The organism is Streptomyces sp. DH12 (assembly GCF_020873895.1).
In the GTDB taxonomy this organism is placed as follows: domain Bacteria; phylum Actinomycetota; class Actinomycetes; order Streptomycetales; family Streptomycetaceae; genus Streptomyces.
Genome location: NZ_JAHWGT010000010.1, coordinates 144,350 through 160,543, shown reverse-complemented (window position 1 = coordinate 160,543; position 16,194 = coordinate 144,350). Strand labels below are relative to the sequence as shown.

18 protein-coding genes are annotated in these 16,194 nt (G+C 71.1%); 3 read left to right on the top strand and 15 right to left on the bottom strand.

The window, feature by feature from the left end; all coding sequences use genetic code 11:
• Nucleotides 1-64: 64 nt before the first annotated feature.
• On the bottom strand, nt 65-877 hold the full coding sequence (locus LPA54_RS11875) for a hypothetical protein (protein WP_228976579.1): 813 nt from the start codon (nt 875-877) through the stop codon (nt 65-67).
• Nucleotides 878-1,064: 187 nt separating this feature from the next.
• Here LPA54_RS11875 and coaA point away from each other — a divergent pair, with 187 nt between their 5' ends.
• Nucleotides 1,065-2,072: a type I pantothenate kinase gene (gene coaA, locus LPA54_RS11870; protein WP_308112836.1), complete on the top strand. Its 1,008-nt coding sequence runs from the start codon at nt 1,065-1,067 to the stop codon at nt 2,070-2,072.
• A gap of 31 nt (nt 2,073-2,103) precedes the next feature.
• Complete coding sequence (locus tag LPA54_RS11865) at nt 2,104-3,042, top strand: DUF389 domain-containing protein (RefSeq protein ID WP_228976578.1); 939 nt, start codon at nt 2,104-2,106, stop codon at nt 3,040-3,042.
• Between the two features lie 213 nt (nt 3,043-3,255).
• On the opposite strand, the gene glmM is transcribed toward LPA54_RS11865, so the two are convergent.
• The 4 genes from glmM to LPA54_RS11845 form a co-directional block, all read right to left on the bottom strand.
• Complete coding sequence (gene glmM, locus LPA54_RS11860; RefSeq protein ID WP_228976576.1) at nt 3,256-4,614, bottom strand: phosphoglucosamine mutase; 1,359 nt, start codon at nt 4,612-4,614, stop codon at nt 3,256-3,258.
• A gap of 110 nt (nt 4,615-4,724) precedes the next feature.
• On the bottom strand, nt 4,725-5,243 hold the full coding sequence (rpsI, locus tag LPA54_RS11855) for a 30S ribosomal protein S9 (protein WP_058943147.1): 519 nt from the start codon (nt 5,241-5,243) through the stop codon (nt 4,725-4,727).
• A 41-nt stretch (nt 5,244-5,284) separates the two neighbouring features.
• Complete coding sequence (rplM, locus tag LPA54_RS11850; protein ID WP_023587008.1) at nt 5,285-5,728, bottom strand: 50S ribosomal protein L13; 444 nt, start codon at nt 5,726-5,728, stop codon at nt 5,285-5,287.
• A 266-nt stretch (nt 5,729-5,994) separates the two neighbouring features.
• A complete protein-coding gene (locus LPA54_RS11845) occupies nt 5,995-7,617 on the bottom strand; it encodes an ABC-F family ATP-binding cassette domain-containing protein (RefSeq protein WP_228976574.1) in 1,623 nt (540 codons plus the stop codon).
• Nucleotides 7,618-7,673: 56 nt separating this feature from the next.
• Here LPA54_RS11845 and LPA54_RS11840 point away from each other — a divergent pair, with 56 nt between their 5' ends.
• On the top strand, nt 7,674-8,756 hold the full coding sequence (locus tag LPA54_RS11840; RefSeq protein ID WP_228976573.1) for a hypothetical protein: 1,083 nt from the start codon (nt 7,674-7,676) through the stop codon (nt 8,754-8,756).
• Here the strand turns inward: LPA54_RS11840 and truA are convergent.
• The 10 genes from truA to secY form a co-directional block, all read right to left on the bottom strand.
• The gene (gene truA, locus LPA54_RS11835; RefSeq protein WP_228976572.1) at nt 8,721-9,584 is read right to left on the bottom strand and encodes a tRNA pseudouridine(38-40) synthase TruA; all 864 of its coding nucleotides are present in this window, start codon (nt 9,582-9,584) and stop codon (nt 8,721-8,723) included. The genes LPA54_RS11840 and truA overlap by 36 nt on opposite strands.
• Nucleotides 9,585-9,661: 77 nt before the next feature.
• Entirely contained in the window at nt 9,662-10,174 is a 513-nt protein-coding gene (gene rplQ, locus LPA54_RS11830; RefSeq protein WP_228976569.1) for a 50S ribosomal protein L17, read from the bottom strand.
• Nucleotides 10,175-10,254: 80 nt separating this feature from the next.
• Nucleotides 10,255-11,277 (bottom strand): DNA-directed RNA polymerase subunit alpha, encoded by a 1,023-nt coding sequence (locus tag LPA54_RS11825; RefSeq protein ID WP_003956430.1) that lies wholly within the window; start codon nt 11,275-11,277, stop codon nt 10,255-10,257.
• Nucleotides 11,278-11,430: 153 nt separating this feature from the next.
• Nucleotides 11,431-11,835 carry a 30S ribosomal protein S11 gene (gene rpsK, locus LPA54_RS11820; RefSeq protein ID WP_003956432.1) on the bottom strand — a complete coding sequence of 135 codons (405 nt, stop codon included), beginning with the start codon at nt 11,833-11,835 and terminating at the stop codon, nt 11,431-11,433.
• 65 nt (nt 11,836-11,900) lie between these two features.
• A complete protein-coding gene (gene rpsM / locus LPA54_RS11815) occupies nt 11,901-12,281 on the bottom strand; it encodes a 30S ribosomal protein S13 (RefSeq protein WP_058943152.1) in 381 nt (126 codons plus the stop codon).
• Between the two features lie 184 nt (nt 12,282-12,465).
• Complete coding sequence (rpmJ, locus tag LPA54_RS11810; RefSeq protein ID WP_003956441.1) at nt 12,466-12,579, bottom strand: 50S ribosomal protein L36; 114 nt, start codon at nt 12,577-12,579, stop codon at nt 12,466-12,468.
• 63 nt (nt 12,580-12,642) lie between these two features.
• On the bottom strand, nt 12,643-12,864 hold the full coding sequence (gene infA / locus LPA54_RS11805; protein ID WP_003956442.1) for a translation initiation factor IF-1: 222 nt from the start codon (nt 12,862-12,864) through the stop codon (nt 12,643-12,645).
• 189 nt (nt 12,865-13,053) lie between these two features.
• The gene (gene map, locus LPA54_RS11800) at nt 13,054-13,905 is read right to left on the bottom strand and encodes a type I methionyl aminopeptidase (RefSeq protein ID WP_228976568.1); all 852 of its coding nucleotides are present in this window, start codon (nt 13,903-13,905) and stop codon (nt 13,054-13,056) included.
• A 153-nt stretch (nt 13,906-14,058) separates the two neighbouring features.
• Complete coding sequence (locus LPA54_RS11795) at nt 14,059-14,718, bottom strand: adenylate kinase (RefSeq protein ID WP_228976566.1); 660 nt, start codon at nt 14,716-14,718, stop codon at nt 14,059-14,061.
• On the bottom strand, nt 14,718-16,037 hold the full coding sequence (secY, locus tag LPA54_RS11790; RefSeq protein WP_228976564.1) for a preprotein translocase subunit SecY: 1,320 nt from the start codon (nt 16,035-16,037) through the stop codon (nt 14,718-14,720). The genes LPA54_RS11795 and secY overlap by 1 nt, the downstream gene beginning before the upstream one ends.
• Nucleotides 16,038-16,194 lie beyond the last annotated feature (157 nt).

The following is a 16,194-nucleotide window of genomic DNA, read 5'->3' as shown; positions in this document are numbered from 1 at the left end:
CGGCCCGGCCGGGCGCGGGACCGCCGGGCCGGGCGCGGGACCGCCGGGCCGGGCCGACGGCGGGTCAGCCCTGGGCCGCCTTGGCGACCTTCGCGACCTGGGCGTCGATGACGGCGGTCGGCATCGGGAAGTCCTTGCCGCCGGCGGACGCGCCGATGTTCATCGCCGTGAAGGTGGCGAGCGTGGTGCCCTGGCGGACGGCCGCGGCCTTGACCGTCATGGAGTCGCCGTCCTCCAGGTCGGCGGTGACCACCCAGGCGCCGGCCTCGTCGCCGCCGGACACCTTCTCCTCCGCCACCTTGACGATCTTCGTCTTCTCGCCGTCCTGCGTCACCGTGAAGCCCCCGGTGCAGGCGGTGGCGGCGGCACGCAGCGAGGCGAGCGCGTCGGCGGCGCCCTTCGCCTCGTACGAGGCGAGCTTGTCGACCGTGACCGTGACGGCCATCGACTGGGTGAGCGCCTCCTCGATCTGCTTCTCCGTCATGTCCTCCAGGCTCGGCTTCTCCGCGCCGGCCTTGGGCTCCTCCATCACCTTGCGGGTGACGTCGGCGGTGGGCTTGCCGAGGGCGAGCCCGGATCCGAGCTCGGCCAGCGGGAGGCACTCGGCCTTGTCGACGGTGACCGAACCGGGCTTGCCGATCTCGTCCGCGCCGGCCGGCTCGACCTTGTGGCCCTTGAGGTCGCCCTGGGCGAGCACGGCCTTCTCCAGCTCGGCGGCGGTGAGAGCCTTGGCGGCGGGCGCGGCCGAGGCACCCTCCTTGGCGGCGCCCTTGTCCCCGTCCCCCGCCTTCTCGCCGCCGCCGCAGGCGGTGACGAGCAGGGCGAGCGAGACCGCGGAGGCGGCGACGGCGGAACGGCGGATGACGGAGGCGCGCATGAGCACAACTTTCTCTATGGATGTTGTGCACACGATAAGTGCGCACGTCCGACCCCTCGAACACATCTCCGACGGACACCCCATGCCGGTACCCGACCGTGACGCGTACGTGATCAACACCGCCCGCCGTAGCCCACGTGACCGACCCCACCCCCCACGCCGGCCCCGGACGCCCGACAATGGCCCTGTGATCACTTCGCCGCCACGAAGCAGCACACCGCCGCCCGGCAACGCCGCCGCCCCGCCCCGGCGTGCCGAGACGACGCCCTACGTCGACCTGACCCGGGACCAGTGGAGCGCGCTGCGGGACAAGACGCCGCTGCCGCTCACCGCCGACGAGGTGGAGCGGCTGCGCGGCCTCGGCGACGTCATCGACCTCGACGAGGTCCGGGACATCTACCTGCCGCTCTCCCGGCTCCTCAACCTCTACGTGGGCGCCACCGCGAACCTGCGGGGGACGCTCAACACCTTCCTCGGCGAGAAGGGCGCCCAGCGGGGCACCCCGTTCGTCATAGGCGTCGCCGGCTCCGTCGCCGTCGGCAAGTCGACCGTGGCCCGCCTCCTCCAGGCGCTGCTGGCCCGCTGGCCGGAGCACCCGCGCGTCGAGCTGGTCACCACCGACGGCTTCCTGCTGCCGATGAAGGAGCTCCAGGCGCGGGGGCTGATGTCGCGCAAGGGCTTCCCCGAGTCGTACGACCGGCGGGCGCTCACCCGGTTCGTCGCCGACATCAAGGCCGGCAAGGACGAGGTGACCGCGCCCGTCTACTCGCACCTGATCTACGACATCGTCCCCGGCCGGCTGCTGACCGTGCGGCGCCCCGACATCCTCATCGTCGAGGGCCTCAACGTCCTCCAGCCGGCCCTGCCCGGCAAGGACGGCCGCACCCGCGTGGGCCTCGCCGACTACTTCGACTTCTCCGTGTACGTCGACGCCCGGCCCGAGGACATCGAGCGCTGGTACCTGAACCGCTTCCGCAAGCTGCGCGCGACCGCCTTCCAGGACCCCTCGTCGTACTTCCGCAAGTACACGCAGGTCGGTGAGGAGGAGGCGCTCGACTACGCGCGCACGATGTGGCGCACGATCAACAAGGTGAACCTGCTGGAGAACGTCGCCCCGACCCGCGGCCGCGCCAACCTGGTCGTCCGCAAGGGCCCCGACCACAAGGTGCAGCGGCTCTCCCTGCGCAAGCTCTGACCCCGCCGCAACCACCGAACGGAGCGCGGCCGTGCTGCACCTGCGCCTGATGGTCCCGGCCGACCGTACCGACGAGGTGGTCGGCACGATCGAGAGGACGGTCGGCACCACCCACCTCGCCGTCGTCCCCGGCGCCGCCCGCGACCCGGCCGGCGACCTCGTCCTGTGCGACGTGGCGCGCGAGGCGGGCGACGGGCTCCTCGCCGACCTGTGCGCCCTGGGCATCGACGAGGCCGGCTCGATCGCCGTCCAGGACGTCGGCCTGTCGCTCTCCGCGCGGGCGGACCGGGCCGAGGCGGAGGCGCCCGGCGAGGCCGCCGACGCCGTGCTGTGGGACCGGTTGCGGGAAGCCACCCACGAGGAGTCCACCCTCAGCGTCACCTACGTGGCGTTCCTGACGCTCGCCACGATGATCGCGGCCTGCGGCGTGGTCCTGGACAACGCCGTGCTGATCGTGGGCGCGATGGCGGTGGGCCCCGAGTTCGGCCCGCTGGCGGGCGTCTGCACCGCGCTGGTGCAGCGCCGCTCCCGCCTGGCCTGGCGGTCGCTGGCAGCCCTGCTGGTGGGCTTCGCGGCGGCCATCGCGTCGACGGTGGTGTTCAGCCTGGGGATGGACGCGGCGGGCCTGTTCACCGAGGAGCGGCTGCACGGCGAGCGCCCCAACACCGGGTTCGTCTACGCGCCGGACTGGTTCTCGTTCGTCGTCGGTCTGCTCGCGGGGGCCGCCGGCACCCTGTCGCTCACCTCCGCGAAGTCCGGGGCGCTGGTCGGGGTGGCCATCTCCGTCACCACCGTCCCGGCGGCCGCCAACGCCGCCGTGGCGCTGGCGTACGGCGACCTCGGCCAGACCGAGGGCTCCATGGAGCAGCTGCTGCTGAACATGCTGGCGATCGTGCTCGCCGGCACCCTGACCCTGCTGACGCAGAAGCTCCTCTGGGCCCGCCGGCGCCGCGGCCCGCGGCGGAGCTGACCCCGGGCACGCACCGGGCCGTCCGCCGGGCGGCCGCCGGGCCCGGTTCGCCCGCCGGGCGGGCGCACCGGACCCGTCCACCGGGCGGGCGCGCCGGGCCCGCCGGGGCGTGGTCGGTACCGCCGCCGGACCCGCGCCGGGCACGCCGGATGCGCGCGAGGGGCGCCCCACGGACGTGGGGCGCCCCCGATGCCGTACGGCCGGGCGGCCGGGTCAGCCGAGCGTGGCCTTCACCGCGTCCGCGAGCTGGCCGGCGATCGAGCGGGCCTGCTCGATGTCCGCGGCCTCGACCATGACCCTCACCAGCGGCTCGGTGCCGGACGGGCGCAGCAGGACGCGGCCGGTGGTGCCGAGGGCGCGTTCGGCGTCCGCCACGGCGGCGGCCAGCTCGGCGCAGGTGCCCACGCGGCTCCGGTCGACGTTCTTGACGTTGACCAGGACCTGCGGGAGGCGCTCCATGACGCCCGCCAGCTCCGCGAGGGACCGCCCCGTCGCCGCGACGCGCGCCGCGAGGAGCAGCCCGGTGAGCGTGCCGTCGCCGGTGGTGGCGTGGTCCAGCACGATGACGTGCCCGGACTGCTCGCCGCCGAGGGCGTAGTCCTTCTCCTTCATCTCCTCCAGCACGTACCGGTCACCGACCGCCGTCTGGACGAGGCGCAGGCCCTCGCGCTCCATGGCGAGCTTGAAGCCGAGGTTCGACATGACGGTCGCGACGACGGTGTCGCCGCGCAGCGTGCCCGCCTCGCGCATGGCGAGGGCGAGTACGGCGAGGATCTGGTCGCCGTCGACCTCGGTACCGGTGTGGTCCACGGCGAGGCAGCGGTCGGCGTCGCCGTCGTGGGCGATGCCGAGGTCCGCGCCGTGCTCGACGACGGCGGCCTTCAGCAGCTCCAGGTGGGTGGAGCCGCAGCCGTCGTTGATGTTGAGCCCGTCCGGGGTGGCGCCGATGGTGACGACCTCCGCGCCGGCCTGCCGGAACGCGGCGGGCGACACGCCGGACGCGGCGCCGTGCGCCTCGTCGAGGACGACCTTCAGCCCGTCGAGCCGGTTGGGCAGGACGCCGAGCAGGTGGGCGACGTACTGGTCGAAGCCCTCCCGGTAGTCGGCGACGCGGCCGACGCCGGAGCCGGTGGGCCGGTCCCAGGGCGCGCCGGTGCGGTGCTGCTCGTACACGGACTCGATGCGGTCCTCCAGCTCGTCGGCGAGCTTGTGGCCGCCGCGCGCGAAGAACTTGATGCCGTTGTCCGGCATGGCGTTGTGCGAGGCGGACAGCATCACACCGAGGTCGGCGCCGAGCGAGGCGGTCAGGTGGGCGACCGCAGGGGTGGGCAGCACGCCCACCCGCATGACGTCGACGCCCGCGCTGGCGAGGCCCGCGACGACGGCGGCCTCCAGGAACTCTCCCGACGCCCGCGGGTCCCGCCCCACCACGGCGGTCGGCCGGTGTCCCGCAAAGGTCCCCGCTTCGGCGAGCACGTGCGCCGCCGCGACCGACAGACCGAGCGCGAGCTCCGCCGTCAGATCCGCGTTGGCGACACCGCGCACACCGTCCGTGCCGAAGAGTCGTCCCACAGCTGTCCTCCGAGTTACTCCGAAAAAAGCAAGGTGAAGCGTATAGACGTACGCCCCGGCAGCACGGAGGTGCCGCCGGGGCGTACGTCGAGCAGACCGAGCAGGCGTGTTTAGCGCTTGCTGTACTGCGGGGCCTTACGGGCCTTCTTGAGACCGGCCTTCTTGCGCTCGACCGCGCGGTCGTCGCGGCTGAGGAAGCCGGCCTTCTTCAGGGCGCCGCGGTTGTTGTCCACGTCCGCCTCGTTCAGCGCGCGGGCCACGCCCAGGCGCAGGGCGCCGGCCTGGCCGGAGACGCCGCCACCCGAGATGCGGGCGATGACGTCGTAGCGGCCCTCGAGCTCGAGCACCTTGAAGGGCTCGTTGACTTCCTGCTGGTGCACCTTGTTCGGGAAGTAGTCCTCAAGGGTGCGACCGTTGATCTTCCACTTGCCGGTGCCCGGGACGATCCGGACGCGGGCGATGGCGTTCTTGCGGCGGCCCAGGCCGGCCGCCGGCTGCGGCTCGCCGAAGCGGGACGCGAGGGACTCCGAGGTGTACTCGCCCTCGACGGGGACCTCGGACTCGAAGGTGGTGACCTCGGCGTAGGTCTCCTCGCCCTCGATGGGGTTCTCAACAGTGGTCTCGGCCACGATGCTCCTCAGCTTCTCTTCGTCTTAGGGGGTGGCCGGACTTACTGCGCGACCTGGGTGATCTCGAACGGAACCGGCTGCTGGGCAGCGTGCGGGTGGTTCTCGCCCGCGTAGACCTTCAGCTTCGAGAGCATCTGACGGCCGAGGGAGTTCTTGGGGAGCATGCCCTTGACGGCCTTCTCGACGGCCTTCTCGGGGTTGTTCGCGAGGAGGTCGTCGTAGCGCACGGAGCGCAGGCCGCCCGGGTACCCGGAGTGGCGGTAGGCCATCTTCTGGGTCCGCTTGTTGCCGGACAGGTGCACCTTGTCGGCGTTGATGATGATGACGAAGTCACCAGCGTCGACGTGCGGCGCGTAGATCGGCTTGTGCTTGCCCCGGAGGAGCGTGGCGGCGGTGGTGGCCAGTCGACCCAGGACGACGTCCTGGGCGTCAATGACGTGCCACTGGCGAGTGACATCGCCGGGCTTGGGGCTGTACGTACGCACGGTCGTAGCCTTCGCTTCTTCAGTGAGTGGGTCCTGTCAAGGCCACCACGGACGATCACGACAGCCATGACCACACGTCGGTGACGCATACCGAGTGCAGGTCGCTGGTCATCGGCCCGGTGAGCCGGCGTAACGGCCTCTCACGTGAGATCGAGCAAGCCAGTACGCATAACGAACCAGAAGAATACGCGGCGTCCCCCACCCGGGTCAAAACGGCGCCGCCGCGCCCGCCCGCCCGCGCCGGTCCGCCGCACCCCGCCCGCCCGCTACCGCTCGCGCCGCACCCGCCGCTCGTCCCACACCGGCTCCGCCGTCTCCCGGACCGCGCCGTCGGCACCGAAGACCAGGTACCGGTCGAACGAGCGCGCGAACCACCGGTCGTGCGTCACCGCGAGCACCGTCCCGTCGTACGCCTCCAGACCCGCCTGGAGGGCCTCCGCCGACTCCAGGTCGAGGTTGTCCGTCGGCTCGTCGAGCAGCAGCGCCGTCGCGCCCGACAGCTCCAGCAGCAGGATCTGGAACCGGGCCTGCTGCCCGCCGGAGAGCCGCCCGAAGGGCTGGTCCCCCTGCCGCTCCAGCTCGTACCGGCGCAGCACCGACATCGCCCCGCCCCGGTCCTTGGCGTGCTCGGTCCACAGGATGTCCACGAGGGTGCGGCCCTGGAGCTCGGGGTGGGCGTGGGTCTGGGCGAAGTGGCCGGGCACGACCCGCGCGCCGAGCTTCCACGCGCCGGTGTGCGCCACCGAGGGGTCGCCCGCCAGGAGGCGCAGGAAGTGCGACTTGCCGGAGCCGTTGGAGCCGAGGACGGCGACCCGCTCCCCGTAGAAGACCTCCAGGTCGAACGGCTTCATCAGGCCGGACAGCTCCAGCCCCTCGCACACCACGGCCCGCACACCGGTGCGCCCGCCGCGCAGCCGCATCCGGATGTCCTGCTCGCGCGGGGGCTCCGGCGGCGGCCCGGCCTCCTCGAACTTCCGCAGCCGGGTCTGGGCCGCCGCGTACCGCGAGGCCATCTCGTGGCTGACGGACGCGGCCTGCCGCAGGTTGACCACGAGCTTCTTCAGCTGGGCGTGCTTCTCCTCCCAGCGCCGCTTCAGCTCCTCGAACCGCGCGAACCGCTCCCGGCGCGCCTCGTGGAACGTCGCGAAGCCGCCGCCGTGCACCCACACGTCCGACCCGGCCGGGCCCGGCTCCACCGCGACGATCTTCTGCGCGGCCCGCGCCAGCAGCTCCCGGTCGTGGGAGACGAACAGCACCGTCTTGCGGGTCTCGGCGAGCCGCTCCTCCAGCCACCGCTTGCCCGGCACGTCGAGGTAGTTGTCCGGCTCGTCCAGGAGCAGCACCTCCTCCGGGCCGCGCAGCAGCGCCTCCAGCACGAGCCGCTTCTGCTCGCCGCCGCTGAGCGTGCGCACCTCCCGGAACTGCGCCCGCTCGTACGGCACGCCCAGCGCCGCCGTGGTGCACATGTCCCACAGCGTCTCGGCCTCGTAGCCGCGCGCCTCCGCCCAGTCGCTCAGCGCCTGCGCATACCCCATCTGCGCGGCCTCGTCGTCCACGGTCAGGATCAGGTGCTCGGCCGCGTCGACCGCGGCGGCCGCCTCCCGGATCCGCGGCGGCGCCACCGACACCAGCAGGTCGCGGACGGTGCGCTCGTCCCGTACGGACCCCACGAACTGCGGCATCACCCCCAGCCCGCCGCTCACCGCCACGGTCCCGCCGTGCGGCTGCGCCTCCCCCGCGACCAGCCGCAGCAGCGTCGTCTTGCCGGCTCCGTTCGGTCCGACGAGCGCGACCACGGCGCCCTCGCCGACCCGGAACGACACATCACCGAGCAGCGCCCGCCCGTCCGGCAGGTAGTACTCCAGGTGCGCGACCTCCACATGTCCCATGGGCCGCATTCTGACCGCCGGTCCCGCCGATCCCCAACCGGATTAGGATGCGCGCCATGAGCTTTGGGGGACCGCGGTGGCCGCAGGAGCCACACCAGCCGGACGGGGCCGCCGGCCACGACCCGTACGGGCAGCAGCAGCCCGCCGCCCCGTACGGCGGGCCGTACGGGCAGCAGCAGCCGCAGGACCCGGGCGCGGGCCAGGGCCCGTACGGCCAGGGGCAGGGCCGGGACCGGGCGCCGTACGCCCCCGGGCAGGAGCCGTACGACCAGGGCCGTGAGCCGTTCGGGCAGCGGCCCGCGGCCCCCTTCGGCGCGACGGCCGACGGCACCCCCGACTGGAGCGCCCTGGCGGAGGCGTCCGAGGCGCGCCAGCGCCGCCGACGCCGGCTGGTCGCCGCCGGCGGGGTCCTCGCCACGGCCGCCATCGCCACCGTCGTCGCCGTCGCCGTCGTCAACGGCGGCAGCGGCGGCGGCACCGCCCCGGCCGCCTCCGCGACGACCGCGCCGCCGGGCGGCGCCGAGGTCCCCACCGACGGGACCGGCCCCCAGCCGTCCTTCTCCCCCGTCGCCCCCGCGCCCCCGCCGGACCCGATGGACTTCCTCTCCACGGCCGCCAAGGACACCGCCCCGCTCACCCCGGAGGGCCTCTTCCCCGGCCGGAAGCTGACCTTCGGCGACCGGGTGTACGCCAAGGGCGCCACCGCCTCCACCACGGAGTGCGCCGGCACGGGCCAGGGCGGCCTGGGCGCCGTCCTGCGGGAGCACGGCTGCGCCCGCGTCATCCGCGCCACCTACGTGCGGGACGGCGTCGCGGTCACGGTCGGCGTCGCCGTCTTCGCCGACCAGGGCAAGGCGCTCGCGGCGAAGGAGGGCGCCCGGGGCGGGATCGCCCCGCTCGCGGGCGCCGGCGTCGGCGACTTCTGCCGCGCCACCGTCTGCCTGCGCCGCTCCAACGCGCTGGGCCGCTACGCGTACTTCACCCAGGCCGGCTTCACCGACGGCCGGAAGGTCACCACCTCCGACACCGCCGTCTACAAGACCAGCGACGACCTGGGCTCCTTCACCTTCAACCAGATCTACGCCCGCGGCCGCGCGCAGGCGTCAGCAGCAGCCACCGCTCCCGCCGGGGGCCAGTGACCGCTTGTTGCGGGCCTCCAGGTTCCGGGCGGCCAGCAGCTCGTCCGCCGGGTAGCCGACCTCCTCCAGGGTCAGCCCGTGCGGCCGTACGACGTGGACGGCGGAGTCCCGCACCCCCGCGGCGAGGACCTTCGCCGGCCACTCCACCGGCCGGTGCCCGTCGCCGACGAACAGCAGCGCGCCGACGAGCGAGCGCACCATGTTGTGGCAGAAGGCGTCCGCCCTGACCGTGGCCTCCATGACCCCGGACGGCAGCCGCTCCCACCGCAGCTGCTGAAGGGTGCGGATGGTCGTCGCGCCCTCCCGCCTCTTGCAGTACGCGGCGAAGTCGTGCTCCCCGAGCAGCGGCTCGGCGGCGGCGTTCATCGCGTCGACGTCGAGCGGCCAGTCGTGCCACAGCACGTGGCCGCGCAGCAGCGGGTCGACGCCGCCGGGGTCGTCGGTGACCCGGTAGGCGTACCGCCGCCAGATCGCCGAGAAGCGGGCGTTGAAGCCGCTCGGCGCCTCCTCGACCCGCCGGATCCGCACATCGTGGGAGAGCCGCCCGGCGAGCCGCCGCAGCAGCTTCTCTCGGTGCTCGGCCCAGACGGCCTCGGGCAGGTCCACGTGGGCGACCTGCCCGCGCGCGTGGACGCCCGCGTCGGTCCGCCCGGCGACGGTCAGCTCGTACGTCTCCGAGGACCGCGTCACCGTGCGCAGGGCGTCCTCGATCTCGCCCTGCACGGTCCGCTGCCCGCCGGCCTGCTTGGCCCAGCCGTGGAAGTCCCTGCCGTCGTAGGACAGGTCCAGCCGCACCCGTACGGAACCGGGCTTCACGTCATCGCTCACGCGTCAATCCTCTCAAGCCGAACGGGCCCGCCCCCCTTGAGGGGGACGGGCCCGTCGTTGCGCCTTCAGAACGCGGTTCAGGCGTCCTTGGACTCTTCGGCCTTGGCCTCGTCGGCCTTGGCCTCCGCCTCGTCGGCCTTCGCCTCGTCGACCTTGGCGTTGGCCTCGTCCGACTCCTTGACCGCGCGCTTCGTGGCGGCCTCGGCCTCGGCGACGGTCGCCTTCTTGGCGATCTCACCCTCGACCAGCTCGATCACGGCCATCGGGGCGTTGTCGCCACGACGGTTGCCGATCTTGGTGATCCGGGTGTAGCCACCGGGACGCTCGGCGTAGCGCGGGGCGATCTCGGTGAAGAGCGTGTGGACGATGCCCTTGTCCGTGATCGTCTGCAGCACCAGGCGACGGTTGTGGATGTCGCCCCTCTTCGCCTTGGTGATCAGGCGCTCGGCGACCGGACGCAGGCGGCGGGCCTTGGCCTCGGTCGTGGTGATGCGGCCGTGCTCGAAGAGCGCCTTCGCGAGGTTCGCGAGGAGCAGCTTCTCGTGCGCGGCGCCGCCGCCCAGACGGGCACCCTTGGCGGGCTTCGGCATGGTGTTTCTCCTTGTGATCTGCCCCGGCCGTGTCAGGTACCGGGGTCAGGGCCCCGCGGGCGGTCGCCCACGGGCAGTGATCAGTACTGCTCGGTCTCGACGAAACCGGCGTCCGCGTCGTCGTCGGCGCCGAAGGCGTCGGCGGCGGCGGTCGGGTCGAATCCGGGCGGGCTGTCCTTGAGGGCCAGGCCCATGCCGGCCAGCTTCGCCTTGACCTCGTCGATCGACTTCGCACCGAAGTTGCGGATGTCGAGCAGGTCGGCCTCGGAACGCGCCACGAGCTCACCCACGGAGTGGATGCCCTCGCGCTTGAGGCAGTTGTACGAGCGGACCGTGAGCTCGAGCTCCTCGATCGGCAGCGCCAGGTCGGCGGCGAGGGCGGCGTCCGTCGGGGACGGGCCCATGTCGATGCCCTCGGCGTCGATGTTGAGCTCGCGGGCCAGGCCGAACAGCTCGACCAGGGTCTTGCCGGCGGACGCCATGGCGTCACGCGGGCGCATGGCCTGCTTGGTCTCGACGTCGACGATCAGCTTGTCGAAGTCGGTGCGCTGCTCGACTCGGGTGGCCTCGACCTTGTAGGTGACCTTGAGGACCGGCGAGTAGATCGAGTCGACCGGGATGCGGCCGATCTCCTGACCCACCTGCTTGTTCTGCACGGCGGAGACGTAGCCGCGACCGCGCTCGACGGTCAGCTCCATCTCCAGCTTGCCCTTGCCGTTGAGCGTGGCGAGGACCAGGTCGGGGTTGTGCACCTCGACACCGGCCGGCGGGGCGATGTCCGCGGCGGTGACCAGGCCGGGGCCCTGCTTGCGCAGGTACATCACGACCGGCTCGTCGTGCTCCGAGGAGACGACCAGCTGCTTGATGTTGAGGATGAGGTCGGTGACGTCCTCCTTGACACCCGGCACGGTGGTGAACTCGTGCAGGACGCCGTCGATGCGGATGGACGTGACCGCCGCACCCGGGATCGAGGACAGGAGCGTACGGCGCAGGCTGTTGCCGAGCGTGTAGCCGAAGCCCGGCTCCAGCGGCTCGATGACGAACCGCGAGCGGTACTCGTCGACGACCTCTTCGGTCAGCGAGGGACGCTGAGCGATCAGCATGGTGTTCTTCCTTCAGTCGTGGACGCCCGCTATTTGACGTCCTCGGTTGTTGCAAGGGTACGGGCGGCACGCCCCCGAAGAGCCGTACCGCCCGAGAGTCCCTGCGCGGAGCAGCCGTGCGTCGGACGCGACGGCGCTCCACTCGGCCGTGCGTCAGACGCGGCGGCGCTTCGGCGGACGGCAGCCGTTGTGCGGCGTGGGGGTGACGTCCTGGATCGAGCCGACCTCGAGGCCGGTGGCCTGGAGGGAGCGGATCGCGGTCTCACGGCCGGAGCCGGGACCCTTGACGAAGACGTCGACCTTGCGCATGCCGTGCTCCTGCGCGCGGCGGGCGGCCGACTCGGCGGCCATCTGCGCGGCGAAGGGGGTGGACTTGCGCGAGCCCTTGAAGCCGACGTGGCCGGCGGAGGCCCAGGAGATCACGTTGCCGGACGGGTCCGTGATCGAAACGATGGTGTTGTTGAACGTGCTCTTGATGTGCGCGTGGCCGTGAGCGACGTTCTTCTTTTCCTTGCGGCGCACCTTCTTGGCAGCGCCCTGACGTCCCTTGGGGGGCATGTCTTAACTCCTACGGGAGGTGGTCGGTCCTACAGCGAAGACCGTGGACAGTCGTCCGCTGCGGACTACTTCTTGCCCGGCTTCTTCTTGCCGGCGATGGCGCGACGCGGGCCCTTGCGGGTACGGGCGTTCGTGCTGGTGCGCTGACCGCGGACCGGCAGGCCACGGCGGTGACGCAGACCCTGGTACGTGCCGATCTCGACCTTGCGGCGGATGTCGGCCTGGACCTCGCGACGGAGGTCACCCTCGGTCTTGAGGTTGGCGTCCACGTACTCGCGGATCTTGACCAGGTCCTCCTCGGACAGGTCACGAACGCGGGTGTTCGGGTTCACACCGGTGGCGGCGAGGGTCTCCTTCGCCAGGGTGCGGCCGATGCCGAAGACGTAGGTGAGTGCGACCTCCACGCGCTTGTCGCGCGGGATGTCAACACCGGAAACGCGTGCCATTCAATGGCTCCTGTGTGATCGGGGGTCTTCCGCAGTGCCGTTCTCTGGCCGCCGTACCAGGTACGGACCAGGTCCCCGGCCCCCGCCGGAGGTGTCGCCGGCCCCTTCGGGGCTTGGCGGGCACTGCGTATGTACGAATTTGCTTGCGTCGCGCGAAGAACTGCGAGGTGCAGGTCGGCGTGCGTCAGCCCTGGCGCTGCTTGTGGCGCAGGTTGTCGCAGATCACCATGACCCGGCCGTGACGGCGGATCACCTTGCACTTGTCGCAGATCTTCTTGACGCTCGGCTTGACCTTCATGGGATGTGAGGTTCTCCGGGTCAGTGCCACCACCCGCGCGGAAAGCGGGGGTGTGGGCAAGATCTACTTGTAGCGGTAGACGATCCGGCCACGCGTCAGGTCGTACGGAGACAGCTCCACGACGACCCGGTCATCCGGGAGGATGCGGATGTAGTGCATCCGCATCTTGCCGCTGATGTGCGCGAGGACCTTGTGACCGTTCTGGAGCTCTACCTTGAACATGGCGTTCGGCAGGGACTCGATCACGGTGCCCTCAATCTCGATGGCACCTTGCTTCTTGGCCACGCTTCGCCCTTCGAATCGGCTACCTTGATCGACTCCCGCAGCCGCGTGCGAACACACGGGTACACGAGAGCCGACGCATCAGTCTACGCGAGGCCCCTGGAAAAGACGAATCAGCAGAGCATCCCCACCCGTGGAGATCCCTAAGCGCCCGCGGCCCCCGCGGTCCGCGGGGGTCAGCGCGGGGCGGGGTCAGGCCAGCGGGTCGGGGGCGGCGGTGACGCCGAGCTCGGCGAGCTTCGCCCGGCCGCCGTCGGGGGCGGTGAGGACCAGCGGGCCGTCCTCGGTGAGGGCGACGGAGTGCTCCCAGTGGGAGGACCAGGTCCCGTCGGTCGTGATGACCGTCCAGTCGTCCTCCAGCACCTCCGTGCGGGGCGTGCCCAGGGAGACCATCGGCTCGATGGCGAGGCAGAAGCCGGGGACGAGCTTGGGGCCCTTGCCGCGCTTGCGCGCGACGTAGTTCAGCAGGTGCGGGTCCATGTGCATCTCGGTGCCGATGCCGTGGCCGCCGTAGTCCTCGATGATCCCGAACTTGCCGAGGCTGTGCTCACCGGTCGCCGGCCGCGGCTGGCGGCGGATGTACGTCTCGATCGCGCGGGAGATGTCCACGAGCCGGTTGCCGTTGCGCATCGCGGCGATGCCGTGCCACATCGACTCCTCGGTCACCCGGGACAGCTCGACCAGCTCCGGGGCGTGCCCCGAGCCGACGAACGCCGTGTACGCCGCGTCGCCGTGCCAGCCGTCGACGACGGCGCCGCAGTCGACGGAGATGATGTCGCCGTCCTTCAGCACGACGTCCTCGCTGGGGATGCCGTGCACGACGACCTCGTTCACCGAGGTGCAGATGGTCGCGGGGAAGCCGCCGTACCCGAGGAAGTTCGACTTCGCGCCGTGGTCGGCGAGGACCTTGCGCGCGGCCTCGTCGAGGTCCTTGGTGGTGGCGCCGGGGACGGCCACCTCGCGCGTCGCCGCGTGGATGGCGGCGACGACCAGCCCCGCCTCGCGCATCTTCGCGATCTGCTCCGGGGTCTTGATCTGCACCATGACGGCAAACGCCTTTCTCGGACTTCTCGGGGGGGCGAGCGGGGGCTCTCGGTACCACGATACGGGCGCGCACGCGGCAATGGCTTCGGCCGCGGCACCCGGGTCGGGGGCCGCGGCCGAAGCGCGGGTACGTGGTGCGCTGTGCGCGGGGTCCTAGGCGGCGTGCTCGCCGCGCAGGGCCGCCATGGCGCGGTCGGTCACGTCGTTGACCTTGCCGAGCGCGGAGATCGTGACGACCAGGCCCTGGGCCCGGTAGTGGTCGATGATCGGCTCGGTCTGCGTGTGGTAGACCTCCAGCCGCGTGCGGACGGTCTCCTCGGAGTCGTCGGCCCGCTGGTACAGCTCGCCGCCGCAGACGTCGCAGACGCCCTCCTGCTTCGGCGGGGTGTACGTGACGTGGAAGACGTGCGCGCTGTCGTTGCGGCAGATGCGGCGGCCGGCGATCCGCTTGACGACCTCGTCCTCCGGGACCTCCAGGTCCAGGACGGCGTCGAGCTTCATGTCCGCGGCCTCGAGCATCCGGTCGAGCGCCTCGGCCTGGGCCACGTTCCGCGGGAAGCCGTCGAGGAGGAAGCCGTTCGCGGCGTCCGCCTGCTCCATGCGGTCCTTGGCCATGCCGATCGTGACCTCGTCGGGCACCAGGTTCCCGGCGTCCATGTACGCCTTCGCCTGCTTGCCCAGCTCCGTGCCCTGACTGATGTTTGCCCGGAACAGGTCACCCGTGGAGATGTGCGGAATCGAGAGATTCCTGGCGAGGAACGCGGCCTGCGTCCCCTTGCCTGCACCGGGTGGTCCGACGAGGACGATTCGCATCAGCGGAGGAACCCTTCGTAATTGCGCTGCTGGAGCTGGCTCTCGATCTGCTTCACGGTCTCCAGCCCCACACCCACGATGATGAGGATGCTCGTCCCGCCGAACGGGAAGTTGGCGTTCGCACCGCCGAAGCCGGCCAACGCCATCGTCGGCACAAGAGCGATCAGACCCAGGTACAGCGAGCCGGGCCAAGTGATCCGGTTGAGCACGTAGCTCAAGTACTCAGCAGTAGGTCGACCAGCCCGGATGCCCGGGATGAAGCCACCATACTTCTTCATGTTGTCGGCGACTTCCTCGGGGTTGAAGGAGATGGCCACATAGAAGAAGGCGAAGAACACGATGAGGAAGAAGTAGATCACCGTGTGGATGGGCTTGCCGTCCACCAAATGCTGCTGAATCCAGGCAGACCACCCGGTGGTCCCGCTACCGGCGAACTGCACGATCAGGATGGGGATGTAGAGCAGCGACGAGGCGAAGATGACGGGAATCACACCCGCCTGGTTCACCTTGAGGGGGATGTACGTCGAGGTCCCGCCGTACGAGCGGCGGCCGATCATGCGCTTGGCGTACTGGACCGGGATCCGGCGCTGGGCCTGCTCGACGAAGACGACGAGGGCGACCATCACGAAGCCGATGAGGATGACCGTGCCGAACTCGATCCAGCCCTTGGCGAGCTTGCCGCTCTCCTTGATGGCCCACAGGGAGCCGGGGAAGCCGGCGGCGATCGAGATGAACATCAGGATCGACATGCCGTTGCCGACGCCGCGGTCGGTGATGAGCTCACCGAGCCACATCACGAGGGCCGTGCCGGCCGTCATCGTGATGACCATGACGATGATGGTGAAGATCGACTGGTTGGGGACGATCTGGTTCGCCACGGTGCAGTTGCTGAAGAGCGCGCCGCTCTTCGCGGTGGCGACCAGGCCGGTGCCCTGCAGGACGGCGAGGGCGACGGTCAGGTAGCGGGTGTACTGCGTGATCTTCGCCTGACCGGACTGACCCTCCTTCTTCAGGGCTTCGAGCCGCGGGATGACCACGGTCAGCAGCTGAAGGATGATGCTCGCCGTGATGTACGGCATGATGCCGAGCGCGAAGATGGTGATCTGCAGCAGGGCACCACCGCTGAACATGTCCATCAGGCCGAGCAGGTTGTTGTTGCCCTGCTGGGCCTGCTTGACACATTGCTGGACGTTCTCGTAGTCCACACCGGGAACGGGGATGTGCGCACCGAGCCGGTAGAGCACGATGATGCCGAACGTGAAGAGCAGCTTCTTACGCAGGTCGGGCGTCTTGAACGCCCGGGCGAACGCGGTGAGCACGGTGCCTCCTGCGACCCCCGAGCTAGCGCGTCAGAGGCGACGGGTTTGAAAGATCAGCGGTTACCTGGCAGGGCGGCGCTGTGCTGGCACAGGCCGCCCGAAGATTAATGGCGCCACCCTACCTGGCCGTACGCCACGCGGGAAACATCTCCCACCA

Coding starts and splice junctions, on each gene's coding strand:
- LPA54_RS11875 (WP_228976579.1), bottom strand. CDS start 877: ATGCGCGCCTCCGTCATCCGCCGTTCCGCCGTCGCCGCCTCCGCGGTC.
- LPA54_RS11795 (WP_228976566.1), bottom strand. CDS start 14,718: ATGCGAATCGTCCTCGTCGGACCACCCGGTGCAGGCAAGGGGACGCAG.
- LPA54_RS11840 (WP_228976573.1), top strand. CDS start 7,674: ATGAGCTTTGGGGGACCGCGGTGGCCGCAGGAGCCACACCAGCCGGAC.
- LPA54_RS11845 (WP_228976574.1), bottom strand. CDS start 7,617: ATGGGACATGTGGAGGTCGCGCACCTGGAGTACTACCTGCCGGACGGG.
- rpsK (WP_003956432.1), bottom strand. CDS start 11,835: ATGCCCCCCAAGGGACGTCAGGGCGCTGCCAAGAAGGTGCGCCGCAAG.
- map (WP_228976568.1), bottom strand. CDS start 13,905: ATGGTGCAGATCAAGACCCCGGAGCAGATCGCGAAGATGCGCGAGGCG.
- rplQ (WP_228976569.1), bottom strand. CDS start 10,174: ATGCCGAAGCCCGCCAAGGGTGCCCGTCTGGGCGGCGGCGCCGCGCAC.
- rpsM (WP_058943152.1), bottom strand. CDS start 12,281: ATGGCACGCGTTTCCGGTGTTGACATCCCGCGCGACAAGCGCGTGGAG.
- rpmJ (WP_003956441.1), bottom strand. CDS start 12,579: ATGAAGGTCAAGCCGAGCGTCAAGAAGATCTGCGACAAGTGCAAGGTG.
- LPA54_RS11825 (WP_003956430.1), bottom strand. CDS start 11,277: ATGCTGATCGCTCAGCGTCCCTCGCTGACCGAAGAGGTCGTCGACGAG.